Origin of the sequence: Methylobacter marinus A45 (genome assembly GCF_000383855.1) — a bacterium.
In the GTDB taxonomy this organism is placed as follows: domain Bacteria; phylum Pseudomonadota; class Gammaproteobacteria; order Methylococcales; family Methylomonadaceae; genus Methylobacter; species Methylobacter marinus.
Genome location: NZ_KB912877.1, coordinates 3,831,978 through 3,855,812, shown reverse-complemented (window position 1 = coordinate 3,855,812; position 23,835 = coordinate 3,831,978). Strand labels below are relative to the sequence as shown.

At 58.3% G+C, this 23,835-nt stretch carries 32 protein-coding genes; all 32 read left to right on the top strand.

Features of this window, described 5'->3' with window-relative positions:
* The first annotated feature begins 21 nt into the window (after positions 1–21).
* The 32 genes from METMA_RS25045 to METMA_RS25020 all read left to right on the top strand — a co-directional run bounded on the left by METMA_RS25045 (position 22) and on the right by METMA_RS25020 (position 23,832).
* Entirely contained in the window at positions 22–270 is a 249-nt protein-coding gene (locus tag METMA_RS25045) for a hypothetical protein (RefSeq protein ID WP_020160537.1), read from the top strand.
* Positions 267–530 carry a TraR/DksA C4-type zinc finger protein gene (locus METMA_RS0118155; protein ID WP_020160536.1) on the top strand — a complete coding sequence of 88 codons (264 nt, stop codon included), beginning with the start codon at positions 267–269 and terminating at the stop codon, positions 528–530. The genes METMA_RS25045 and METMA_RS0118155 overlap by 4 nt, the downstream gene beginning before the upstream one ends.
* Complete coding sequence (locus METMA_RS0118150; protein WP_020160535.1) at positions 527–910, top strand: hypothetical protein; 384 nt, start codon at positions 527–529, stop codon at positions 908–910. Before METMA_RS0118155 ends, METMA_RS0118150 begins: the two co-directional genes overlap by 4 nt.
* Entirely contained in the window at positions 900–1,196 is a 297-nt protein-coding gene (locus METMA_RS0118145) for a VpaChn25_0724 family phage protein (protein WP_020160534.1), read from the top strand. Before METMA_RS0118150 ends, METMA_RS0118145 begins: the two co-directional genes overlap by 11 nt.
* On the top strand, positions 1,196–1,789 hold the full coding sequence (locus METMA_RS0118140; RefSeq protein WP_020160533.1) for a phage protein Gp27 family protein: 594 nt from the start codon (positions 1,196–1,198) through the stop codon (positions 1,787–1,789). The genes METMA_RS0118145 and METMA_RS0118140 overlap by 1 nt, the downstream gene beginning before the upstream one ends.
* Positions 1,789–3,366 (top strand): terminase large subunit domain-containing protein, encoded by a 1,578-nt coding sequence (locus METMA_RS0118135; protein WP_020160532.1) that lies wholly within the window; start codon positions 1,789–1,791, stop codon positions 3,364–3,366. The genes METMA_RS0118140 and METMA_RS0118135 overlap by 1 nt, the downstream gene beginning before the upstream one ends.
* A complete protein-coding gene (locus METMA_RS0118130; protein ID WP_020160531.1) occupies positions 3,357–4,673 on the top strand; it encodes a hypothetical protein in 1,317 nt (438 codons plus the stop codon). The genes METMA_RS0118135 and METMA_RS0118130 overlap by 10 nt, the downstream gene beginning before the upstream one ends.
* Before the next feature lie 20 nt (positions 4,674–4,693).
* The gene (locus METMA_RS0118125) at positions 4,694–5,005 is read left to right on the top strand and encodes a hypothetical protein (RefSeq protein ID WP_020160530.1); all 312 of its coding nucleotides are present in this window, start codon (positions 4,694–4,696) and stop codon (positions 5,003–5,005) included.
* Between the two features lie 42 nt (positions 5,006–5,047).
* On the top strand, positions 5,048–5,329 hold the full coding sequence (locus tag METMA_RS0118120) for a hypothetical protein (RefSeq protein WP_020160529.1): 282 nt from the start codon (positions 5,048–5,050) through the stop codon (positions 5,327–5,329).
* 51 nt (positions 5,330–5,380) lie between these two features.
* Positions 5,381–6,211 (top strand): DNA-methyltransferase, encoded by an 831-nt coding sequence (locus METMA_RS0118115; protein WP_156830546.1) that lies wholly within the window; start codon positions 5,381–5,383, stop codon positions 6,209–6,211.
* Positions 6,204–7,364: a hypothetical protein gene (locus tag METMA_RS25910; protein ID WP_020160527.1), complete on the top strand. Its 1,161-nt coding sequence runs from the start codon at positions 6,204–6,206 to the stop codon at positions 7,362–7,364. The genes METMA_RS0118115 and METMA_RS25910 overlap by 8 nt, the downstream gene beginning before the upstream one ends.
* A gap of 233 nt (positions 7,365–7,597) precedes the next feature.
* The gene (locus tag METMA_RS0118105; RefSeq protein ID WP_020160526.1) at positions 7,598–8,167 is read left to right on the top strand and encodes a phage scaffolding protein; all 570 of its coding nucleotides are present in this window, start codon (positions 7,598–7,600) and stop codon (positions 8,165–8,167) included.
* Positions 8,168–8,169: 2 nt separating this feature from the next.
* Positions 8,170–9,096, top strand: a complete 927-nt coding sequence (locus tag METMA_RS0118100) for a major capsid protein (RefSeq protein WP_020160525.1) — start codon at positions 8,170–8,172, stop codon at positions 9,094–9,096.
* Between the two features lie 12 nt (positions 9,097–9,108).
* Positions 9,109–9,525: a hypothetical protein gene (locus METMA_RS0118095; RefSeq protein WP_020160524.1), complete on the top strand. Its 417-nt coding sequence runs from the start codon at positions 9,109–9,111 to the stop codon at positions 9,523–9,525.
* Complete coding sequence (locus tag METMA_RS0118090; protein WP_020160523.1) at positions 9,525–9,785, top strand: hypothetical protein; 261 nt, start codon at positions 9,525–9,527, stop codon at positions 9,783–9,785. Before METMA_RS0118095 ends, METMA_RS0118090 begins: the two co-directional genes overlap by 1 nt.
* Positions 9,782–10,249, top strand: a complete 468-nt coding sequence (locus METMA_RS25035; protein WP_020160522.1) for a hypothetical protein — start codon at positions 9,782–9,784, stop codon at positions 10,247–10,249. Before METMA_RS0118090 ends, METMA_RS25035 begins: the two co-directional genes overlap by 4 nt.
* Before the next feature lie 3 nt (positions 10,250–10,252).
* Positions 10,253–10,600 carry a hypothetical protein gene (locus tag METMA_RS0118080; RefSeq protein WP_020160521.1) on the top strand — a complete coding sequence of 116 codons (348 nt, stop codon included), beginning with the start codon at positions 10,253–10,255 and terminating at the stop codon, positions 10,598–10,600.
* Positions 10,600–10,764 carry a hypothetical protein gene (locus METMA_RS27150; RefSeq protein ID WP_020160520.1) on the top strand — a complete coding sequence of 55 codons (165 nt, stop codon included), beginning with the start codon at positions 10,600–10,602 and terminating at the stop codon, positions 10,762–10,764. The genes METMA_RS0118080 and METMA_RS27150 overlap by 1 nt, the downstream gene beginning before the upstream one ends.
* Positions 10,761–11,201, top strand: a complete 441-nt coding sequence (locus METMA_RS0118070) for a hypothetical protein (RefSeq protein WP_020160519.1) — start codon at positions 10,761–10,763, stop codon at positions 11,199–11,201. Before METMA_RS27150 ends, METMA_RS0118070 begins: the two co-directional genes overlap by 4 nt.
* Positions 11,202–11,203: 2 nt before the next feature.
* Entirely contained in the window at positions 11,204–11,371 is a 168-nt protein-coding gene (locus METMA_RS27145) for a DUF7210 family protein (protein ID WP_020160518.1), read from the top strand.
* Complete coding sequence (locus METMA_RS0118060; protein WP_020160517.1) at positions 11,368–12,123, top strand: phage tail tube protein; 756 nt, start codon at positions 11,368–11,370, stop codon at positions 12,121–12,123. The genes METMA_RS27145 and METMA_RS0118060 overlap by 4 nt, the downstream gene beginning before the upstream one ends.
* 7 nt (positions 12,124–12,130) lie before the next feature.
* A complete protein-coding gene (locus tag METMA_RS0118055) occupies positions 12,131–12,514 on the top strand; it encodes a plasmid segregation protein ParM domain-containing protein (RefSeq protein WP_020160516.1) in 384 nt (127 codons plus the stop codon).
* Positions 12,515–12,531: 17 nt separating this feature from the next.
* Positions 12,532–12,705: a hypothetical protein gene (locus tag METMA_RS27140; RefSeq protein WP_020160515.1), complete on the top strand. Its 174-nt coding sequence runs from the start codon at positions 12,532–12,534 to the stop codon at positions 12,703–12,705.
* Positions 12,706–12,708: 3 nt separating this feature from the next.
* Positions 12,709–15,657 carry a tape measure protein gene (locus tag METMA_RS0118045; protein ID WP_020160514.1) on the top strand — a complete coding sequence of 983 codons (2,949 nt, stop codon included), beginning with the start codon at positions 12,709–12,711 and terminating at the stop codon, positions 15,655–15,657.
* Positions 15,657–16,511 carry a hypothetical protein gene (locus METMA_RS0118040; RefSeq protein ID WP_020160513.1) on the top strand — a complete coding sequence of 285 codons (855 nt, stop codon included), beginning with the start codon at positions 15,657–15,659 and terminating at the stop codon, positions 16,509–16,511. The genes METMA_RS0118045 and METMA_RS0118040 overlap by 1 nt, the downstream gene beginning before the upstream one ends.
* The gene (locus tag METMA_RS0118035) at positions 16,511–17,425 is read left to right on the top strand and encodes a hypothetical protein (RefSeq protein ID WP_020160512.1); all 915 of its coding nucleotides are present in this window, start codon (positions 16,511–16,513) and stop codon (positions 17,423–17,425) included. The genes METMA_RS0118040 and METMA_RS0118035 overlap by 1 nt, the downstream gene beginning before the upstream one ends.
* Before the next feature lie 22 nt (positions 17,426–17,447).
* Positions 17,448–17,924, top strand: a complete 477-nt coding sequence (locus tag METMA_RS25905) for a hypothetical protein (RefSeq protein WP_020160511.1) — start codon at positions 17,448–17,450, stop codon at positions 17,922–17,924.
* A 1,019-nt stretch (positions 17,925–18,943) separates the two neighbouring features.
* Positions 18,944–20,437, top strand: coding sequence for a hypothetical protein (locus METMA_RS27870; RefSeq protein ID WP_020160510.1), 1,494 nt, complete (start codon positions 18,944–18,946; stop codon positions 20,435–20,437).
* The gene (locus METMA_RS25900) at positions 20,427–21,245 is read left to right on the top strand and encodes a phage BR0599 family protein (protein WP_020160509.1); all 819 of its coding nucleotides are present in this window, start codon (positions 20,427–20,429) and stop codon (positions 21,243–21,245) included. The genes METMA_RS27870 and METMA_RS25900 overlap by 11 nt, the downstream gene beginning before the upstream one ends.
* Before the next feature lie 12 nt (positions 21,246–21,257).
* Positions 21,258–21,491, top strand: a complete 234-nt coding sequence (locus METMA_RS0118015; RefSeq protein ID WP_020160508.1) for a hypothetical protein — start codon at positions 21,258–21,260, stop codon at positions 21,489–21,491.
* On the top strand, positions 21,491–21,703 hold the full coding sequence (locus METMA_RS0118010) for a hypothetical protein (RefSeq protein ID WP_020160507.1): 213 nt from the start codon (positions 21,491–21,493) through the stop codon (positions 21,701–21,703). The genes METMA_RS0118015 and METMA_RS0118010 overlap by 1 nt, the downstream gene beginning before the upstream one ends.
* Entirely contained in the window at positions 21,700–23,832 is a 2,133-nt protein-coding gene (locus tag METMA_RS25020; protein ID WP_020160506.1) for a phage tail protein, read from the top strand. Before METMA_RS0118010 ends, METMA_RS25020 begins: the two co-directional genes overlap by 4 nt.
* The last annotated feature ends 3 nt before the right edge of the window (positions 23,833–23,835 follow it).

Genomic DNA, 23,835 nt, shown 5'->3' with positions numbered 1-23,835 from the left:
AACACCGCAAGGAGACGCTCGATGCTCAAACGCCTGACGCTGACCGCGCTGATTTTGACAATGACTGGCTGCCTGAGCCCCGCCCCGGCGCCGGCCCTGGTTCCGACTCCGCTGCCCCTGCCCGCGCGCCCGGTGCTGCCGGCGGTCACGGGCGTTGAGCTGGCTTGCCTGAGTGACGACGTTTACCGGCGCCTGGCCGAGCGCCAGCGCCGGATGCGCCACTATACCGAAATCCTGGAACTGATCATTCAATCGACAAGGACGCCATGAAAGAATTGGAAACGCTGCTCAACCCGCTCGAGCACATGAACGACGACGAACAAATCGATCATGCCGCGCAATTTCATCACGACCTGGCCCTGCTCCAGCACCGCCAGCAAACGGCCATCGCCCCCGACGCCGTCTCGGCCGAATGGTGCGAAGCCTGCGGCAACGAGATACCGGAACTGAGACGACGGACCGTGCCGGGCGTGACGCTGTGCATAGACTGCAAGCGCGAACAAGAACAACAAGAACGGATGTACCGATGAGCGTGAATTTCGATTTCAATTTCTGGACCATGCTGCTGTTCATCATGAATTTCAGCCTGGCGCTGTTCGTTTCGATCAGCAACCGCAGCAAGGCCGCTAACGACGAGCTGAAGACTATGAAAAACGATCTGCAAACCGACATCAAGCAATCAAAAGATTCGATCACCCGGCGCATCGAGCAGCATAGCGAGCGGCTGTCGCGCATCGAATCCGACATCGAGAACGCCATCGGCGTCGAGGACATGAAAGCGATCCACCGCCGCGTTGACGAAGTGCTGGCTAACTCAAAAATGATGGAAGGCCAGCTGTCCGTGATTGCCGATAATTTAAAAGACATCCACAACATCATGCTGTCGGGAGGACTGCACCATGGCCGATAACCGCGCCGATCTACGCCTGCTCATTCTGCAATTGCTGCGCAACCAGCCCGGCTACATGGCCCACCAGGAAGTCCTGGTCGGCCAGCTGCGCGAGCGCGGCCACGCCATCAACCGTGACCAGCTGCACATCGAACTGTCCTGGCTGGATCAGGTTGCCGACGCGATCGTCGATAAAGTCTCCGGCGGCGTGCACATCGCGACGCTGACCGGCGACGGCCTCGATGTCGTGGACGGCGTGCGCGAGATTCCCGGCATCCGCCGGCCGCGCCCGGACGAGATCAACTGATGGCTCGCCGCTCACGGATCAAGACCGAAGTCCCGAGCGCGATCCAGGACGAATTTAACGCGCGCCTGGTGGCGGGCGGCTTCGCCGATTACGAGGGCCTGACCGCCTGGCTGAACGAACGCCTGGCCGAGGAAGGCTTGTCCGTGCGCATCAGCAAGACCTCGGCGTTCCGTTATGGCGCCGAGTTCCAGGAACAGTTCGAGCGCGACATGGCCGAACAGCGCCAGCTGTATCAGATCGCCAAAACCTCGCTGGCCGACAACCAGGATACGGAAGGCGTGGTGCGCGAGGCGACCATCAGAACCATGCAGACCCGGCTGCTGCGGTTGTCGATCGCGCTGCGCGATGCCGAGGAAGCCGGCGACGATCCGCATTTGCTGGCCAAGACCAGCAGCCAGATCGCCAAGGCTATCGCCGATCTGGGCCGCACCGACATTATGTCGCAGAAATACAAGGCCGAGATCCTGAAAGAAGAACGGGCAAAACAAATAGCAGCCGCCAAGGCGGCTGAGCCGATCGCCAAAAAAGCCGGACTGTCTGAGGACGATTGGGCAGCGATCCGGGCCAAATTTCTGGGCGTCGAGGTCGCATAATGAGCGAGGCCGCCGCCACCGTCGAGCCGGTCGACTTATCGGCCGGCGAGAAAAAAGACCTGCTCGGCCTGGTTGAAGAGCATCAAGCCCTGCGTGCGACGCGCAAAATCCCGGCCGATGAAATCCCCGGAATTCTGTTGCCTTACCAGGTCCGCTGGCATCTGGATCGATCCAATGTGCGCATCGCCGAAAAGTCGCGCCGAATTGGCTGGTCGTGGGGCTGTATTGCGGCCGAGGGCGCCCTGGAGGCGGCCGCCGACAAGGGTATGAATCAGTATTATATGGGCTACAACATGGGCATGGCCGCCGAGAATATCGGCGACGCCCTGACGTTCGCCCAGGCGTATGGCATGGCCTGCTCGGAGATCGACATCAGCCGCGAGCGCGAAGTCCTGGGCGATCGTAAGCAAGACATTACCCGGTTTCGTCTGACGTTCGCGAGCGGGCATATTTACGAGGCGCTGTCTTCGTCACCGTGGAACTGGCGGGGCCGTCAAGGTCACGCGCTGATAGACGAGGCCGCATTCCACCGCGATCTGCAAGAAGTTATCAAGGGCGCCCTGGCGTTTTTGATGTGGGGCGGCCGCGTCGACATCATCAGCACCCACAACAGCGAGGAAAACTATTTTTTCCAGCTGGTCCGCGATGTCAAGGCCGGCCGCCTGCCGTGGTCGCTGCATCATATCGACTTTGACCAGGCTATCCGTGAAGGATTTTATAAACGCATTTGCCTGGTCACGGGCAAAGACTGGAGCCCCGAGGCCGAGCAGGAATGGCGCGATAAACAATATGACAGTTATCCAAGCATCGAGGATGCCGAGGAAGAGCTGGGCTGTATCGCGAAAAAAGGCTCGGGCGCTTATTTCCCGCGCATGCTGCTGGAGCAGTGCCAGATTCCCGACGTGCCGGTCATTAGATGGAGCAAACCGGCCACGTTCGTGACCGACCCGAATCGATTAAAGGAAACCGAGGACTGGATCAAGGACAATCTAGCCCCCGTGATCGATGCCATGCCGGGCCTGCGTACCGTCTACGGCCAGGACTTTGGCCGAAACGCCGACAGCTCGCCGACCTGGATCATGCAGGAATACGAGCCCGCGCGCTGGCGCATGGCTTTCTCCCTCGAATTGTGGCGCATGCCTTTCGATGTCCAGGCGATGATCCGCGACTATATCCTGGACAATGTGCCGTTATTGCATCATGCCAGCTTTGACGCGCGCGGCAACGGCCAGAGTCATGCCGAGGGGGCCCTGCAAAAGGAAAATCTCGGCCCCGAGATGGTCTCGTGCGTCATGGCCTCCAGCAGCTTTTATGCCGAGTATTTCCCGAAGTATCGGCAAGTTTATGAGGACCGCAGTTTCTTGATCGCCGACTGCGAAGACTTTATCGCCGACCATCGGCACATTATCCGCGTTAAGGGCAAACCGACCATGGACGACAAGCGCGACAAAGGCAGCAACGGCGAAATGCGGCATGGCGACAGCGCCTCCGCCGGCTTAATGGCCTATCACGCCACGCAGCAAGACGGGCCGAGACGCGGCGACACCTACACCCCCATGAGGCTGAAATGGCTATAGACAGAACCTCCGACCAATTCCTGCTCGACGCGTACAGCGGCCAGGGCGGCTTTGCCACCGGCGAGTATTTGATCCGGCATCCGCGCGAACTCGACGACAAATTCACGCGCCGCCAGGAGCTGGCCGTCTACCCCAATTTCTGCCGCAAAATCACCGACGTATTCATGGGATTCCTGTGGAAACAGGCCCCGAGCCGCGAGGTGGATGATCTGTACACGCAATTTTCGGCCAATGCCGACGGCGCGGGCAGCAAGCTGGATACGCTGCTGTTTTGCTACCAGCGCCTGGCCATGATCCTTGGCAGCGTTTACATCATCGTCGACAAGCCACAGCAGCAGGGCAGCACCCGTGCCGATCAGGCCCTGCCCTATCTGGCCCTACGCATGCCGGCGCAATTGGTCGCCGAAACCAAAGACGCGGCCGGCACCTGGCAATCGGTCACCTTTTCCGAAACCCTGGGCGGCAAGCCGGTATTTCGGACCTATACCCAGACCGGCTGGAAACTGAGCCGAGATATCGAGGGCGCCGACCTCATCGACCAGGATGGCTACGCGCTGGGCCGCGTGCCCGTGGTACGCCTGCACATTGCCAAGCCGCTCAATCCGGCCAGCAGCCGCAGTGATTCCTGGTTTTACGATCTGGCCGGTTTAAACTGGGATTTGTACAACACCCGCTCTGAACTGCGCGAACTGTTCCGCGCGCAAACCTTTGCCATTCTGGCGCTGCCGGTGGCCGACGACAAAGAGCGCGAGCGGCTGAAGGACATGACCATCAGCACCGAGAATGCCTTAACCTACAACCCGACCGGCGGCGGCCAGCCCGGCTTTATCGCCCCGCCCGCCGACCCGGTCGAACTGTATATGAAGCAGATCGCCGACACCACTACCGACATTTACCGGGTCGCAAACCTGGAATTTGTCAGCGGCGCCGTGGCGCAATCGGCCGAATCACGGGCTTTCCATTTCCAGGAAGCAAACAGCAGCCTGCGCGGCATGGCGGAAATGGGCGAGCTGGCCGAGAACGAAATAGCGGACCTGGTGTATCTGTGGCAGGGGCAAACCTTTAACGGCAATATCGCCTATGCCAGCGAGTTCAACATGGCCGATCTGCAGCAGGCTATCGCCACCGCGCTGGACTCCGTCAGCTTGCGCATGGGCTCTGAATTCGACCGGGCGCTGAAAAAACGCCTGGCCAAGCAGATCCTGGGCAACGATACGGCGCCGAGCACGATGGCGGCGATCGATGACGAGATTGATGCCATGGGGGATGCTTATGGCGACCGGATTAAAAAGCAGGCGGGAATATGAAATGCAAATTATGGTGAATTATGAAATATGAAATCGGACAAGATGTTTTTATATGCGTTAATCCTTTACATATGGATGTTATTGAAAATAGCCCAATAGTTGACGGCAAAATAGAACGAATTAGAAAAACAATATTAATAACAGAGGAAGGCGAATCAGAAAAAATCGAATATAACTTCGAGGCTTTGTGTTTTGAAAGATGGATGCAGGAAGATGAAATTTTCAAAACATACGATGACGCTGCTAAGTACGCAAAAATTATAATCCCAAACATCCTAAAGAAGCGATTGGCAGTTAATTCAAAAATTGAACAGGCACTAAGTGAAGTATAACGCGGAGCTAGCCGGGCAAACGGTTGACTTACCGGAGATTGAATGACCGTCATCGACCTAACCCAGGCTCGCAAAGACCGCACCCCGCACAGCACGGGCGATGCTCGTTGCCTGCAATGCGGCCATGAATGGCTGGCGACCGCGCCGGTCGGTGAAGTCTGGCTGGAATGCCCGGCATGCAAGATTGAGCGCGGCGCGTTTATCGGGCCGTCCTATCCGAATGACGGCCAGGTCTGGCAGTGTAATTGCGGCAACCAGTTGTTTTTGCTTACGCCTGACGGGCCGCTGTGCCCGCAATGCGGCGTCTATTCAGAGCCTGATTGATGGCTGATTACCCCGATCTCTATTAAATAATTGACAAGGACACCATGAGCAATGACGATTTTGACAGACAGACAGACAGACAGACAGACAGACAACCATTGTCATGCTTGCGGCCAATACATAGCGCAAGCCGTAAATCGGCTTAATGGACCCGACGGGCGCTTTGTGCTGTATAACAACGATTTCCGCGATATCGCGGCCGATATTCAGCCTGGCGGCGTGGATGCCGTGATTGCTGATCCGCCCTACGGCTCGGGCGGCTTTACCGTGAAGGACATGCTGAAATCGTCGAAAACCAAATACGTAAGCTCTGATGCCAGTTATCAAAAAACCCTGCCGGACATCGACGGCGAATCGCTGCACCCGATGGCCTGGCGGCAGTTGATGACCGATGCGTGCAATCTGGCTAAAAAAGTATTGACCGACGGCGGCGTGCTGGTGCTGTTCATCGACTGGCGCAATATGGCGGCATTGCAAGCCGTGATGCACGAAACCGGCTTTACCGTGCGCGGCACGGCCGTCTGGGACAAAGGCCGGGCGACAAGGCCCATGAAGAACGGCTTCCGCAACCAGGCCGAGTATTTGCTGTGGGGCACCAAGGGCAAGACGGCCAGCCGGGAACAGCCGGTCTATTTGCCTGGCGTGCTGAAGCACACGACGATGACTAATAAGAAAATTCACATCACCCAAAAGCCCGACTCACTGATGGACGAGATCATCGCGATCTGCCCGGATGGCGGTACCGTGCTGGATATGTTCATGGGTTCCGGCAGTACCGGTGTCGCGGCGTTAAAGAGCGGCCGGCGCTTTATCGGCTGTGAATCGGTGCCGGCCTATTTCGACACGGCCCGCCAGCGCTGCAATAACGCTCTGAATGACTGACTACCCCGACCTCTACCGCCGCCTGGCGCGGGAAATCCTCGCCCACGAAGGCCGCATCGACGGCGACGCCCGGCAGTTTGTCGCGCGTCTGGTCGATCAACTGCGCGCCGAGGGCCGGCGGATCACGCCGGCCGTGCAGGCGGAACTGGCCGATTATTTAACGGCCATGCAAGCCGGCATTCAGACCGGCATCGTCAATGCCGTGTCGCTCGCGGCCACCGCCGGCCCGCGCAGCCTGCAATCGGCCGCCGTCGCCCGGCTTGCCGAGCAAGCGTTCAACGAGCGCTGGCCCGACGGCCTGACGCTATCGGACCGGCTCTGGCATTGGCAGGAATCGGTCCGGACCGGCCTGACTCAAATCCTGACTGACAGCATCCGGCACGGCGAAAGCGTCAATAAGATACTTTATAAGATGCAGCGGGCGATCGAGCGCGCGCCGGGCGGCCGGCCCTTTCAAATCGTCGAGACCTACGCCGACGACTGGGTGAAAGAGCTGTATGAGTCGGCGGTAGCCATGATCCACGATCCCGACGCCCGCGAGCTCTGGAAAGCCGCCATCGGCGAGGCCGAGGAACGCATCCTGTCGCTGAAGCCGACCGGCACCCGCTCGGCGGCCGAGCGCGTGCTGAGCCAGATTCAAACAGCGGTCTCGAAAGGCGCCGACGATCTGGCCGACCGGGCCGTTAAATGGTGGCTGTACGACAAGCAGCTTTATCACCTCAAACGCATCGCCCGCACGGAAATGGCGACGGCCATGCACCGGGCCGTCATCGCCGGCACCGAAAACGACGAGACCATCATCGGCTATCAATGGCGCCTGTCGGCCAGCCATCCGGCGGTCGATATCTGCGATTATTACGCCAATATCGACATGGGCCTCGGCAGGGGCGTCTGGAGCAAGGAAGCCGTACCCAAGCATAAGGCCCACCCGCATTGCATGTGCCTGTTGATCCCGCGCGTGACCCGGATCAAGCAGCCAGGATCAGAGAATTACGCGGCGTTTATCAAAAAGCTGCCGAAACATAAGCGCGACGAGCTGCTGCCGGCCTGGGCGCAAGACGCGCTGAAAAACGGCGCGGAAATCGACCAGTTGATCCGGCCGGACGGGCTGGGCTTGCGCAAACAATCCGAAATCGAAAATAATGCGATTTAAGCCATGCTCAGCCATTCGCCGCGCCCATGGTATCAAGTTGAATTTTTACCCCCGTTAAACCCGCGTTAAATTTCCTGTAATCGTCTAAAGCGCCTGCCGTTTTCGACCGCATTGACGAAAAATCCCGCCCGCCCCTCAAAAATCCCTAAATCCCATTAATTTAACCCCGGCCCCGTCGGCCCGATACTGAACGCTGAATTCGTTTTTCACCGATCACTACCAAGGACACCGACATGCCCGAACCCGCCACCGATCCAAAACAGACGACCGCCGCCGATCCCGGCGCCGGACCAACCCCGCCGCCGGCCGCTCCGGCCGTTGATGTGCAGGCGCAAATCAACCAGGCCCTGGCCACCCAACAGGCCGAGTTTCAACGGCAGTTGAAGGAAGCCACGGGGCACAGCGATTTTAAATCGCTGACAGAGGCCCAATTGCAAGCGCAAGGCAAATTGCAGGAATTGGCCGATGCCAAGGCGCAGGAAGCGACCGCCTACAAAGCCAAATTCGAACAAACACAAATCAGCAACGCCTTGCTGTCCGCCTCGACTGATGCGGTCGATCCGGGCACGGTCAGCGCCCTGCTGGCCGGCAAAGCCGCTTGCGACGACAACGGCGTTGTGACCATTGACGGCAAGCCGGTCGCCGAGGCCGTCAAGGCGTTATTGACTGAAAAGCCCTTCCTGGCCAAGCCGCAGGGCGGCACCGGTTCCGGCGCACCGCAAGCCGTGGCCGACGCGCCGAAAGCCGACAACGCCACCCTCTCTCCACAGCAACGTCTGGCGGCTGCCAGAGCAGGTAAATAATCATGGGCTTAACCCTTATCGAAGCTGCCAAGATCGAAACTGGCAACGAAATCCGCCGCGCGATCATCGAGCTGTACGCCGGATCATCCGATATTCTCATGGCGCTGCCGTTCGACGACATCACCGGCAACGCGCTCAAATACAACCGCGAGGAATCATTGCCTGGCGTCGGCTTTCGCGGCGTCAACGAGTCTTACACGCCGTCCACCGGCGTCTTGAACCCGCAAACCGAGAACTTGGTCATCGCCGGCGGCGAGTTGGACGTGGACACGTTTATCGTGCAGACCATGGGCATGGAGCAGCGCTCGGTGCAGGAAGCCATGAAAGTTCGCGCTCTGGGCCTGGCCTGGACGCGCAAATTCATCAAGGGCGATCAACTCAGCGACCCGCGCGAGTTCGACGGTCTGCAAACCCGCATCACCGGCGCTCAGAAAATCGCCGCCGGCGCCACCGCCAACGGCACGGCGCTGTCGCTGGGCAAGCTGGACGAGGCCATCGACCAGACGCTGAACCCTACGCACTTGCTGATGAGCAAGGCCATGCGCCGCCGGTTGACGCAAGCCGCGCGCAATTCCAGCGTCGGCGGTTTTATCAGCTACGACAAGGACGCCTTCGGCCGCACTGTCACCATGTACAACGATCTGCCGATTTTGATTGTCGACCAGGACAACGAGGGCAATGCGATCCTGCCGTTTACCGAAGCGGCCACCTCGGGCACCGCCACCGCCACCTCAATCTATGTGCTCAGCCTGGGTTCCGGCATGTTGTCCGGCATTCAAAACGGCGGCATCCAGGTCGACGACATGGGCAAGCTACAAGCCAGCCCTCTGTACAGGACGCGCGTGGAATGGTTCAACGGCCTGTGCATCATGAACGGTCGGGCGGCCACTCGCCTCTGGTCCATCGCCGACGCCCCTATCACCGCTTAATAAGGAGTTCCTATGGAACGTCATTCAAACTTTACTTTTGATTCCGCACTGGAAATGAAAGCCGCCGGCCTGGTGGCCGCATCGGCCGACGGCGACATTCTGGACCTGGGCGCGGGTTTCGTCGAGGGCAACCTGGTCATCGACCTGAGCGCCTGCGAAATCGCCACCGGCGACGAGATTTACACGGTTTCGCTGGAAGCCTCCAACGTCGCGGCCATGACCTCCGGCTCGGTGTGCCTGGCAAAGAAGGTCTTCGGGAACCTGGTGGTGCCGATGGATGCGGCGCTCAGCGCGGCCGGACGTTACGTGATCCCGTTCCGGAACGAGGAAAACGGCACGCTGTTCCGCTATGTGCGCCTGAGCACCTTAGTGGCGGGCACTGTCGCGACCGGCATCAACTTCTCGGCGTTTATCGCCAAGGCGGACTGATGAGAGTCTTCGATCCAGAGGGCAACGCCCACGAAAAAGACCCGGTCGACGCCAGGGAGTGCGTTCAGCATTGCGGCTATAGCTATAACCCACCTGCCCAGGACGGCGCGGAAGGCACGGACGCTAAACAAGGAGGCCCCGCTTCAGGAGCTCCTGAAGCGGCTGGGGATGGAGCGGTTTTTGAACCACTGCCGGACTTCGACGGCGAGACCGAGCGCGTATCGGAACCGGTAGCCAAGCCCGGCAAGAAAGCGAAATGATCAACATAACCCTCGATCTGGGCGAAGCCCCCTCGGTGCTGGCCGCCCTGAGCCATCCGGCGCTCGCTCAACAGCTCGTCAATGTCGCCGCCGAAAGCTATGTCGACGATATGCACGACTGGATTGACGCGGGCCGGGCATTTACGCCGCGCGAGGGCCAGTTGCAGCAGTCGATCAACTGGCATCCGCTCGGCAATGGCGCGGCAGTGATTTACGCCAATGCCGCCAATGCCGCCTATGCCGGCTTTGTCGAAGACGGTACGGCCCCGCATGTGATCGAGCCGAAACCGGGCCGCAAGGGGTTAAAAATCCCGGCAGCTGGTGGCGGTGGTTATGTGATCCGCCGACGGGTCAATCACCCCGGCAGCCGGCCGCACCCTTTCTTTTTTGCCGATCAGGCGGACCGGAGTCGGCGCATGCAGGAGCGGGCGCTGTCGGTGCTGGCGGCGCGTATCGGAGTTTAACGGATGGCCACGTATGTTAATGCCGCCGATATCGACGACCCTTCCTTTGTCATCACCGAGGAGCATTGCAAGGGGGCGGACGTGTTTGTGAATCTGTCCTTGCGCGAGCGCGGCTTTAATCCGGCCGACATCACCCTGCCCAATGCCGTGCTGACTGAAATCGCGACGTACTGGGCCAAACGCCTGGCCGCGATCGAAGGCGCGATCGGCGACGATTCACCCTTGATCGCCAAGGCGCGGGAGTTCGAGAAGGACGCCAAAACCCTGGTCGGCAAACTGACCCGCGAGGCCCTCGGCATCACAGTGCCGACCGGTACCGCCTTCGGGCAGATTACTTTGGGTAGAGGCTGATGAGCTATAAGGACACGCGCAAATACATCACCAACCCACTCAGCGGCGAACGCGTATTAGAAGAAGAGGCGCTGTTTTATGACCCTGAAACCACTAACTGTCCACTGTGGCCGTACAGCCGGCCGGATAAAAAATCCGAGCAGCCGGACGAGGAGAACGTATGAGCCTGGAACCTATCACAGCGCTACGCACGCGGCTAAGAGCAAACGCGGCACTGCAAGATTTCTGGAACACTCACTATGAAAAGGATGCCCGGCATTTTGTAGGATACAAAAGCGCACCCTCCGCAAACGACTACCCGTCGATCTGCTATGTGCCTGTCACCGATCTGTTGAGTCACAAAGGCGATGACGGTTTTTGGGTCAGTGTGGTAGTCGGCGTGCACGAGCCCGGAACAACTGATGACTGGTTCGACGGCGTCACCCGGCTATTAGAGGCGCGGGATTTAATCATGGCGGCGTTAAGTTCGCTTATTTTAGCTCCCGGTTTAACAGTGGATGGTAGCCAAAAAATTAAAATCGTATACGACTTCGGTCGCCGCCATCCTTTTTACGAGATGGAAATGCAAATACCGATTAAACAACACAACAGGATAGATTAACCATGGCAAAACAAGACGCTCAACGTAAAACCAAACAGGTCAAGCTGTTAAAACCGCATACCGATCGCGGTATCGATTACCAGGCCGGCGACACGATCGAGGTCGACGCCGCGACTGAGCAATGGCTGATCGCCCACCAAATCATTGAATCCACCGGAGCCACGCAATGAGTTTATTTTCAGGCCAAGGCAAGATTTTTATCGCCCAACGCAATACCGACGGCACGCCCAAGGCGTTCCGCTACCTCGGCAAAACCGCCAACGGCGCCAAGATCGAGCCTAAGGTCGACAAGATCAAGCGCAAGGAGTCCGAGACCGGCCAGCGCCTGACCTCGCTGAGCCTGGTGACCGGCAAGGAAGTGATGCTGAATTTCGAGATTGAGGAATTCTCGAAGGAAAACTATGCCCTGGCATTTTGGAGCGAGAGCGCCGTGATAGCAGCCGGCACCGTCACTAATGAACCGTCGCCGACCGGGTTGGTGGATGGCGATTATTTTCGCCTGGCTAAGGCCGACATTTCGTCGCTGTCGATTACCGATTCGGCGGGCGCGCCGGTCACGCTGGTCGCCGGCACGGATTATGAGATCAGCAACGCCAAGCTGGGCATGATCAAGCTCTTGAATGCCGGCACCTTTGTGCAGCCGTTCCAGTCCAGTTACAGCAATGCTCAGTCGTACAACATTCCGCTCTACAGCGATATCCCCGGCAATTATTGGCTGCGCTTCGAAGGCCTGAACATGGCCAACAGCGGCGAAGCCGTGCTGGTCGAACTGTATAACGTGCAACTTGATCCGGCGACGGGGTGGACGCTGAAGGGCGAGGATGTGGCAACGCTGCCGATGGCCGGCGAGGTCCTCTACGACGACACGAAAGAGTCCGATACCGTGCTGGGCACGTCGGGCCGCATCGTTACGTTGTCGTAGGTGCCCCATGGATGAATTGGAATTGCTGTTTTCGCAGGATCACGCGATCGACATCGGCGGCGAAACGGTCGATGTCAGCCCGGTCCGGCTCGGCGAGTTAGCCAGGCTGGCCAAGCTGTTCAAGGGCGCGGTCATTGAAGTGAAAGGCACGCCCACCGAGATCGCTACAAAGCTGCTGACATCGGGCGAGGCCGATCGCATTATCGCGGCGCTGAGCGTGGCGGCACGCCAGGACCAGGCCTTTATCGAGGCGCTGGAACTGGATGATGCCGTGCGGCTGTTGGCCGCCGTGATCGAGTCCAACGCCGACATGATTAAAAAAAAGCTCATGCCGGCGATCAGTCAAATCACGGCGGCCCTGTCGGCTGGGGCGAGTGCGTCGCCCGACTGATCGCGCACGGCCACCGGTTGGCCGACATCAAACGCTACACGCTGGCCCAGGCGACTTTGTTTTTAAAGGCGGCGGCCAGGCTTGATCAGGAAGAACAGCGCCGGCAGATGCTGGCGGCGCGCTCGGCCTGGGCGTCCGGCGATGATTTTAAGGCGCTGTGGGGCGCGATTGAACCATATAATAAGGAGTAACGCATGGCGTCGCCGATCGTTTTAGGCATTACCATTCGCGCCGACGGCAGCGCCCAGGTTCGGCGCGAGCTCGGCGGCGTGCGCGATGGCCTGGACGGCGCCGGCAATGCGGCGCGAGACGCGAACCGGCAATTTTCCGACATGGCGCGGGAAACGCTAGGGCTCGGCAGCGCCTTGAAAGGCCTGATTGCCGGGCTGTCGGTGGTGGCGCTGTATCAATACGGCAAGGAAATCGTACAAGTCGCCGACAACATGAAATTGCTGGACGGCCGGCTCAAGGTCGCGACATCCAGCCAGCAAGATTACATCGACTCATCAAAAGAGCTGGTTGATATCAGCTTGCGAACCGGCACGGAATTCGATGCCAACGCCACGTTGTTCGCGCGCATCAACAAGGCGATGGAAACCATGGGCGGCACGGCCCGCGATACTACGGCGCTGACCGAGACCATGGCGCAGGCGCTGCGTGTCTCCGGCGCCAGTGCCGGCGAGGCGTCGTCGGTCATCCGGCAGATGTCGCAGGCCCTGGCCTCCGGTCTGCTGCGCGGCGACGAATTCAATTCGATCATGGAAAACGGCTCGCGCCTGGCGTATGCCCTGGCCGCCGGACTGAACGTCGATATCGGGGCCTTGCGCGCGATGGCCGAAAACGGCGAGTTGTCGGCGGCCAAGGTCATCAATGCGATCATGAGCCAGTCGGCCGCCATCGACGCCGAATACAAGCGCATGCCGCTGACCGTCGGCGCGGCGCTGGAGAACGTCAAGACGGCCTGGGGGCAGTACATTCTGCAAGTTGACGCCGGTACCGGCGCGACGGCGTCCCTGGCCGCGCAGTTCGATGCCCTGGCCAATAATCTGGGGCCGGTTATCGATACGATTATCCAGCTCGGCACGGTGGCCGCGACGGTGTTTGCGGGGCAAATGCTGGTCAGCCTGGGGCGGTATATGTCGGCAAAAGCGGCCGCGATCGCGATGGAATTTCAGCATGCGCAGGCGATCCTGCTGGACCATCAGCGCACCATCGGACTAATTACCGCCCGTTTGGCCGCGACGCGCGCCGATATCGCCGCGACGCAAGCGCTGCTGGCCGGCAATACGGCCATGGGCGTGCGCATGGGGCTGACCAACCGGCTGAATATCCTGATTGCCGCCCAGGCCTCGCAAACAGCGGCGCTGTCTGCCGCGACCAATGCCGCGACGGCCGCGCAACGTGGATTGACGGCCGCGATGGCGATCAATCCATTTACCGGCCTGGTGGTGTCACTTAGCATCTTGGTCGGCTTGCTGATTAATGCCAAGACGCACTTGCGCGACCTGGCCAGCATGTCCGTGGACGATAAGATCGCGGCCATTCGCGAACAGATCGCGCAACAAAAATCCCGGATCGAAACGGCACAGGGGCCGATCGGCGTGCTGATCAGCGACCGGCAGCTGGCGATCGAGCAGACTAAGCTGCGGCTCATGAAGGATGAATTGGGGCGTTATTACAAAGAAAAAGACGCGCTGAAGGAACAAGAGCGCCAGCGGGACAAGTTGCTGGAAGCGCAGCAAGGCAAACTCACGGACGCCCAAAAGAAAGCCGCAAAAGCCGCCGAGACGGCGGCCAAAAAAGCCGCGACGGAAGAGCGTAACCGCCGCGATGCAGTGCTGAAAACCATCGACGCGCTGCAATTCGAATTGCAAGTCAACCGGCTCGGCGACAAGGAAAAGACGCTGCAAACCGAGTTGCGCCAGCATTTGGCCAACGCGGTCGGGGACGAGCGCGACCAGATCGAGGCGCTGGTCCGGCAGATCGACGCCGAACACCAGGCGCGCGCACGCCAGGCCGCCATGTGGCGGCAGCTGGTTGACGACGCCAATGCCCTGGTCGATTTAAAAAATGAAATCAATGATTTCGAGCTGTCGCCGGACGTGTCCACCGACGCGTTCAGCGTCATGCTGGCGCGGATTCAGGACGTGGGCCGCGAACTGGACTTGAGCGCCGAGCAGATGAAGGCGCTGTTCGATCAGTTGGGGAAGGCCTACAACGAGAACTTTATCGACCCGGCCACGGACGGCGTCGACGAGCTGTCGCAGTTCGCCAAGCGCGCGGCCGAAAACATGCAGGACGCTTTTGCCGAGTTCCTGTTCGACCCGTTCAAGGAAGGCCTGGATGGCATGGCCCTGGGTTTTTTGACCACGATGCGCCGGATAATTGCCAACAAGTTGTCTGCAGACGCGATGGAAGGCCTGTTCGGTCAGGACTTCATAACCGGCAAACAGGGCGCAGGCATCGGCGGCTTGCTCGGTTCCGGCCTGTCGCTGCTGGGCCTGGGCGGCAAGCCCGGCAATGCCGCGCAGTCGGGGCCGACGGCCGGCGAGCAGGCGATCGTCAACGCGGTCACGACCACGGGCAATGCGACCGCCTCGACGTTCGGCTCGGTTCTGGGCGGCATGGGCGAATCGCTACTGGGCGGACTGGAAAACCTGGGCGGCGGCATTGCCTCGGTATTTAACGCCGGCATCACGGCCCTGATCGCGATGTTTACTGCGACCTCGGCCGGCGACAGTATCTCCGCCATCCTGAGCGGCATCGGCTCGGTCGTGGGCGTGGCCGCGTCCGCCAATCATGGCGGCGGCCTGGTCGGCTCGTCCGGCGGCATGATTCGGGGCGGCATTAACCCGGCCGTGTTTATCGGCGCGCCGCGCTATCACAACGGCGGCCTCGCCGGCAACGAGGTGCCGTCGGTGCTGTTAAAAGGCGAGGAAGTGTTAACGGAAAACGATCCCCGGCACCGCAACAACATCGGCAAGGGCGGCGCCAATGGCCAGCCCGCGAACGTCACGTCCATCGTGGTCATGGATCCGGCGTTCGTGCCGGACGCCATGGCCGGCAACGCCGGCAGCCAGGTGGTGATTCAACATATTAAAGACAACGCGTCGAGCATTCGCCGCGTGCTGGAGATGGAATAATGGCCTATGAAATAGGGACGGCGGCAGGCCACTATGACCTGCTGACAAAATTGCGGACCTTCCTGGAAGTGACATTGCCCGTGGCAGAGCGCTGGGCGATGCAGTGGGAAGACACGGTCAGCGCCGACAAGGGCGTTATCTGGAAAGCGCCAGGTCTATCCGGCACTGAGGAAATCTATACCGGCATCAAGACCTACCAAAGCGTTTCTTCGGACTATTATAACTGGAAGATCAACGGCTTTACCGGCTATGTGCCGGGCAATTCATTCGAGACCCAGCCGGGGCGGATCGCCAACGATATCGGCGTGCCGCTGTGGAACCAGAGCATTCCGTACTGGTTCGTCGGCAACGGCCAGCGCTGCATCGTCGTCGCCAAGATTGAGAACGTCTACGAATCCTTTTATCTGGGTAAATTCTTACCGTACGCATCGCCTAGCCAGTATCCCTATCCACTGTGCGTCGGCGGCATGCTGACCAGCGCCGCCGGCATGCGCTATTCCGAGACAACGCACACGGCCTGGTTCAAGGGTGCGCGAGCGAACATGGCCATGCGCTTCGTTGACGGCAACTGGCGTACTCCTCAATTTCTGCCGTTCGCAGGCGCTAACACGCTTAGGAATACTAACTCGGATAGCAACGTGGCCGAGGGCCATTATGGTCTGCATAGTTTGGTAATGTCAGAGAATGCCACAGGCTATATCAACAACTATGGCGAGCTGGACGGTGTTTATTTTATTTCAGGTTTCAACAATGCTGTAGAGAACACGCTAATTATCGACGGGGTCACGTACGTGGTTCTGCGCGATGTCTGGCGTACCGGGTTTAAGGATTATCTGGCACTGAGGTTGCAATAATGGCGTATCAAACAGGTACAGTAGCCTCGCCTGCTGCATTGAAATCAGTCATAGAGTCGTTCTGCACCAATAATGGGTTCGGCTTAACGGCCAATTGGCTGTCGAAAGGGCAGTCTAATGTTACTTTGACAGTTGATGGAACTAAAGGATTACACATAACTGGTGCTAATAGTGCAGACGGTACAGTAGAACTTTGCCCTTTCTCTAAGCAGATTTATATAGTTGATGCGAGTTGGCCAGTTACGTATTACTTATTCTACTCAGCAAACCCAGATCAAGTTGTTTGTGTCCTGCAGTACGATACAAATAAAATCCAGACAATTATGTTTGGTGAGATAGTTAAAATACATAGCTCAGCTTTTGTGGGTGGTAATTGGTTTTTTGCTTCTAGAGGGGGTTCGAGCGCTTCCATAGGCGAACCTGTTTTTGTTTCCATAACTGATGCAGAAATACTTTCCGGCGTAACAACCCTGTATGGCAGCTTCCAGTTCAGAGGGGACATCGCTATCCCGTTTTCTACTGGCGTCGGAGGCTGGACGTATAAAACAACAGGCTTACATGCAAAGATAGATGGTAGCGTCTGGGACTCTACGGATAAGCTAAAAGTAACACCTACAGACTACACAGTTTCCTCATTATTTAGATCGCCTAACGCGTGGAATAACCAAGCGCTGCTAGTACCTATACACCTCCAATTCGCTATGGCCGATAACTTCAAGGCGTACTTAGGCTATGTTGAGCATATCAGGTACATAAGAATAGATAATTACGAGATAGGGGACATAGTGACTCTGGGAACAGACAGGTGGAAGGTTTTCCCCTGGATTGCAAAAAATGCAGCTGCTAGAAACGCTTCAGTTGCCGCAACTGATTCGGGGACTGTAGGATTTGCAGTTCGTTACGATGGCCCATAACAAACACAGATAGGATAAGGCAATGGCAATTACAGCAGCACCTTTTACATGGTATGACAAAGCACCAAAAAATCAGAGCATCCCTGACCTTCTGACTGACGATATCAAGGTAGCTCTATGCACATCCGCTTATGTGCCTGATGCTGCTCTGCATGAGTTCTTTGATGTTTCTGTAACCAATGAGCTTGCGACAGCCAACGGCTACACGGCTGGCGGAATCGCCTTAACTACTAAAACCCTGGAAGCAGGAGCTAATCCTGGCGAGTGGGAGTTTCATTCAGATAACCCAACTTGGACAGCCAGTGGAGCAGGCTTAACAGCTAGATTGTTTGTATTGTACAACAACACACCTGCAAGTAATAAACCTTTGATTGGTTACGGGTATCTTAACTATAACAGCGGAACTCCACAGGATGTAACCGTTTCGGCAGGGTACGACTTATCTATCCTGATTGGCGCTTCTGGCTGGTTTTATACTCAGAAGGTTAACGGCGTTTAATACTACTCAATAATATTGCTATGGCCGTTGTATTCGACAGTGCTAATAAGGGCGCTAATGTAGTCCTGTCAAACGGAGATTTGACAGCGACTAAAAACGCTACATCGTGGCAGTCTGTAAGATCAACTGTCGCCAAAGCAACATCGGATGCTTACTATTTTGAGATATTAGTTGAAGCGACTACAGCTAATCAGACCATTATCGGGATCGGTTCTGACAGTGCATCAGTTGCAACGTATATTGGACAGGACTCGGCCGGTTATGGGTGGCAAAATACCCCGACTAATGGCACATTACGTAACGGGGCTACAACTGCTACACCTGGAGTTACCTTCACGACAGGCGATGTTATTATGGTCGCCATCAAAAACGGCAAACTATGGTTTGGCAAAAACGGGACTTGGATACTTTCCGGCAACCCAGTTACCGAAGCAAATCCTCAGTACAGTAGCTTGCCTGCTACAGTTTATGCGTTCTGGTCTGGGTATGAAACTAATACATCCGGGACTGCCCTTTTCGCGGAAGCTGATTTTATCTATCCCCTGCCATCTGGTTTCTCTGCATGGGATTCAACTGCAAGCGGAGAAAGCAACACCAGTGAGTTAAGCGCCGGAAGTCTAGTTCTTAAAGGAGCGGTTTTACAGGTAGATTGCGAAACCGGCGAGCCTATGTATAGTGAGATATCTGCTGGCTCAGTTGTTTTTAAAGCTTCTGCGCTACAGGTATGGGAAACCACACCCGATGTAGCCGAAATTCAAGCAGGCTCTCTTGTATTCAAAGGTTCAGTTCTCCACACAACCCTACAAACTATAAAAGGCGGTATTGCCTATGATCCTGCTGCTCAAGGCACAGCTGATTGGTACTACTTAACCGATAACCTAAACACGTATTCCGGCAACGGCTGGCCTCCGGGCTGCTCAGCTGTCGGACTAGACTTAGTTGGCGCTACGTTCAGCTCCAATGTGCCGGTGGCGTCCGTGACGTTCCCGCTATTGGCGGGCCACAAGGCGCCCAGCTACATGGACGACTTCTACTTCCGCATCCACATCCTGCCCAATCCGATCGCCCTGGGCAATCTGCTGTCGGCGCAACAGCGCGACGTTGAAGTCTGGAACGCCTGGATCGACGCGGCCCGCACGCTGTCGACCATTAACGAATCGTTGACCGACGGCCTGATTCTGAACCGTCCCATTGTCGAGCCGACCGTTTTCCAGCGCAACGAGAGCCGGATCTACACGCTCAACATCGCGGTCAACGGCCCGCCCAGGATCGATGCCGCCTACAGCTTCGTATTCGATACCGGCGCCATCGATCTGCGGGTCACGGGCCAGCGCGTCGTGCCGTTCGCGATCAAGCCGGACTGGAGCCGGGCGATCAGGGATTCCTTCGAATGGCTGACCGAGATCCTGACAAGTTATGCCGGCGGCGAGCAGCGCCGGAAGCTGCGCGAATACCCGCGCCGGATCTTGCAATACCGGATCATCCTGCAGGGCGACGAGCAGCAGCGCGGCAATATCCTGCTAGCTGCCTGGCAAAGCCGCAATTTCGCGATACCGCTTTGGTTCGATGTTACCCGCCTGAGCAGCGGCGTGACATCGAACCAAAGCGCTATCGCCTGCGATACGCGCCATCGCGGCTTTTATATTGGAGGCTTGGGTATCATCAGGCAGGCGGCGTTCGTCTACGAGGCGTTCGAGATTGCGGATATGAGCGATTCATCGATTACCGTGGCATCGCCGTTGACGCAGGACTGGCCGGCCAATACGCCGGTTTATCCGCTTCGCCTGGGGATGCTGGACGCCACGCAGAAAGGCAAGCTGGAGCATGCCGGCTTATCGGTCTACGATATGCAGTTCCTGTGCGACGACACCGACAACGCCTACGAGGCCATCGATTACACGACGCTGTACCGCGGCCTGCCGGTGCTGACCACGCCTAACAACGTCGCGCGCGATGTGTCGATGGAATGGGCGCGGCAATTGGAGATCATCGACTTCAACATCAACGGCCGCTACGTCGATGATCAATCCAACCGCGCCGCCATCGCCTTCGATTATAACTTTTTGGCCGCGACGCTGGCCGAGCGCCATGCCCTGATTCAGGCGCTGTTCGCGCGCGCCGGCAAATTCAATGCCTGCTGGCTGGCCAGCGGCCAGAGCGACTTTACCGTTATGCAGGATATCGGCGCCGGCAATAATGGCATCACGGTCGCCTATACTGGCTACAGCCTGTATCTGTCCGACCTGCCCAACAACCGCCGGGATCTGGTGATCAAGACTAAGGCCGGAACCGTCTATTACCGGCGCATCATTTCGGCCACCGACAACGGCGACGGCACCGAGGCCTTGGTTCTCGACAGCGCGCTGGGCGCCGATGTTGCCGTCAGCCAGATCAAAATCCTCTCGTTTTTAACCTATATGCGCCTGGCGTCGGATACCGTCACCCTCGAACACGAGACGGCGTCTATCGCGCAATGCGCGGCAACCTTTGTGAGTGTGCTCGATGACGTTTAGTGCAATTGAAAAACTGATCAAGGGCAGCCCGGTTGAGTTCTACGAATTCAAGCGCGGCGCCCAGTCATGGCGTTATACCTCGTCGGATGTGGCGCAGAGCTATAACGGCCAGACCTTCGACGCCGGCTTGATCAAGCGTTCGAAGCTCCGCTTCGGCGGCGGCCTGAGCAGCGAGTCGGTCACGATCACGCTGCCGCGCAACAACACGCTGGCCCATACGTATATCGCCTTTCCGGCGGCCGAGAACACGTCCGTGACGATCTACGGCAAGCACCGCAGCGATACGGAAACGGTTGTGCTTTGGATCGGCCGGGTCAAGAACGCCGAATTCAAATCCGCCGCCGTCGATCTGTTGTGCGAGTCGATCATGACCGCGCAGAAGGCCCAGGGCCTGCGGCGCACATTCGGGGCGCCCTGTTCGCACGCCTTGTATGATCAGACGCCGCTGTCCTGCAATGTCGTTAAAGAGTTGTATAAGGTCGCCGGCACGGTGCAGTCGGTGTCCGGCAACAGCGTGGTGTGCCCGGCCTTTGCCGGGCAGGACGACGGCTACTGGGTCGGCGGCCTGCTGGAATTTATCACCGCTGGCGGCGTGGTCGAAAAGCGCATGATGACCGCGCATGCCGGCGATACGGTCACGCTCTTGTCGCCGATCGAGTCGCTGGCCGCTGGCGTGTCGATCTCGGTTTATCCGGGCTGCGACCATAGCCCGGCCATGTGCGACGGCCGGTTCAATAATCTGCCCAATTACGGTGGTTTCCCTTATATGCCGACCAACTCGCCGTTCGGCGGCACCATGCTGTTCTAAAGGAGCGACCATATGTGGGTTCAAGTTGTATTAATCATCATTCAATTGATTGCCATGGCGCTGTCGGTACTGCTGGCCCCGAAGCCGAAAGCGCCGGAGGCGCAGGCGCTGGAAAATGTGCCGCAAGCCGACCCAAGCCGCTTCGTGCCGGTGCTGTTCGGCAAGCGCACCTTCAAATCGGCAAATATCGTCTGGTACGGCGACCGCTCGACCCGGCCGCACAAGGTCAGTCAGGGGAAAAAATAATGCGCATTTATCTGCATCACATGCGGCAAATGCCGCTGGGCGGCCGTACGGGCTATTGTGCGCGCGGCGCGCGGTCGTTTGCCGAGCATTACGGCCTGGACTGGGATGATTTTTGCAAGCACGGCATCGAGGCCGAGGTTCTGCTGGCGACCGGCGATTACCAGGCCGAACAGGTCGTCGAATTCGCCAGACAGCAGGAGGGCGGGCAATGAGCAAGGGCTCGAGTACCATTGCGGGATATTATTACTATCTGGGCTGGCAGGCGGCGCTGTGCCACGGGCCGATCGATGCCGTGACCAGGATCGTGTTTGCGGATCGTACGGCCTGGAGCGGCGCGGCCATGGATACCGAGATCGCGATCGACCAGCCCGGCCTGTTCGGCGGCGAATCCAAGGAAGGCGGCGTGTCCGGCCAGGTCTCTATCCTGTCCGGCAAGGCCACGCAAACGCAGGACAGTTATCTGGCCGGCGTGCTGGGCGAGGCGTCTATCCCGGCGTTTCGAGGCGTCTGCACGCTGCTGTTCAAAAGCTTCTATTACGCGCTGCACAATCCCTACATGAAGGCCATGGCCATCCAGGCCCAGCGCACTAATATCGACAGCCAGGGCGCACCGATGTGGTATCTGGCCAAGGCACGGATCGGCGACGACATGAACCCGGCCCATGGCATCCGCGAGCTGTATACTGATCGCAACTGGGGTATGGGCCTGGCGGCATCATTGATCGACGAGGCGTCATTTATGGCGGCGGCCGACACCTTATATAATGAAGGCAACGGCTTTTCGTTGATCTGGGAGCAGGCGCAATCAATCGACGACCTCATCAATATGGTGCTGGTGCAGATCGACGGCGTGATCCGCACCGATATCGCCACCGGCAAGATTCAGATCAAGCTGGTCAGGGACGATTACAGCGTTAATGACCTGCTATCGATTAGCGAAAATAACGTCATCGCGTTCGAATCGTTCCAGCGCTCCGGCTGGGAGGACACCATCAATGAGGTGGCGCTGATTTATCATGACGAGGGCACCGATCAGGATAAACCCGTTATCGTTCATGATATCGGCAATCAACAAATCCAGGGCCGGCGTATCTCCAAAACATTGCAAATGCCAGGCATATCGAACGCGACGCTGGCGCAAAAGGTCGCGCAGCGCGAGTTGCGCGTGTCGTCGACGCCCTTGTCGGCGATCCGGCTCAAATGCAACCGGACGGTCTGGGGGCTCAACAAGGGCGATGTCTTCAAGTTCAGCTGGAATAAGTACGGGATAGCCGATGTCGTTTACCGGATCGGCGATATCGATTTCGGCACCATTAACGACAGCGCCATCATTATCACGGCGGTCGAGGATGTGTTCGCGTTCCCGGCCTCGGTGTATTACACACCGATCGATTCATTATGGGCCGATTCACCGAGCGCGCCTGTCGCTGCCACCTATCAGCGCGTTTACGAGGCCACCTATTGGGATTCGGTGTTCAATCTGTCGGCGGCCGACCATGCCCAGCTGGGGGCGAACTTTGCGTTCGTGGCGGCCTGCGCGGTCAAGCCTAAATCCGATTTTTTCGGCTTCGATCTGCAGACGCGGGTTGGAGCGGCGGCCTATGCCCCGGCCGGCAGCGGCCAATTCTGCCCGACCGCTACTGTGACGGCAGCGTTGGGCTTGGCCGTCAGTAATGCCGCCATCGCCATCGCCAACGGCTACAATCTTGATCAGGTGGCGGTCGGCCGCTATGCGTTGCTGGATGATGAGTTGGTGGCCGTCACCACGATTGACCTGGTTAACAGCACGGTCAGCCTCGATCGCGGCGTGTTGGATACCGTGCCGGTCGCTCATGCCGCCGGTGCCAGGCTGTACTTTATTGACGATCACCAGGCGTTTGAAACCCTGGAGCGGATCAGCGGCGAAACCGTCAATGCCAAGATATTGCCGACCGCACCCTTGGGCAAACTCGACCTGGCCGACGCCGCTGAACTAACTGTTTCGTTGACTGGGCGCGCCCAGAAACCGTATGCCCCCGGCAATGTCAAACTGAACGGGGACGCCTACCCTGCAGCAGCGTTGTCTGGAGCCATCACGGTGACCTGGTCGCATCGCGACCGGCTGCAGCAAACGGCCTCGCTGGTGCCGCAATCGGCAGGCAATATCGGCCCCGAGTCTGGCGTTAGCTATACGGTCAGCCTGTACGACGGCGCAACTCTCAAGGAGCAGGCCACCGGACTGACCGGCACTACGCACACGTTCGCGCTGTTTACATTAACCGATCCGCGCGTGGAGCTGTTCGCGGTCAGGGACGGCATCAACTCGCACCAGACGCATGTGATTGGGTTTGGTTGGGCGTGAGCC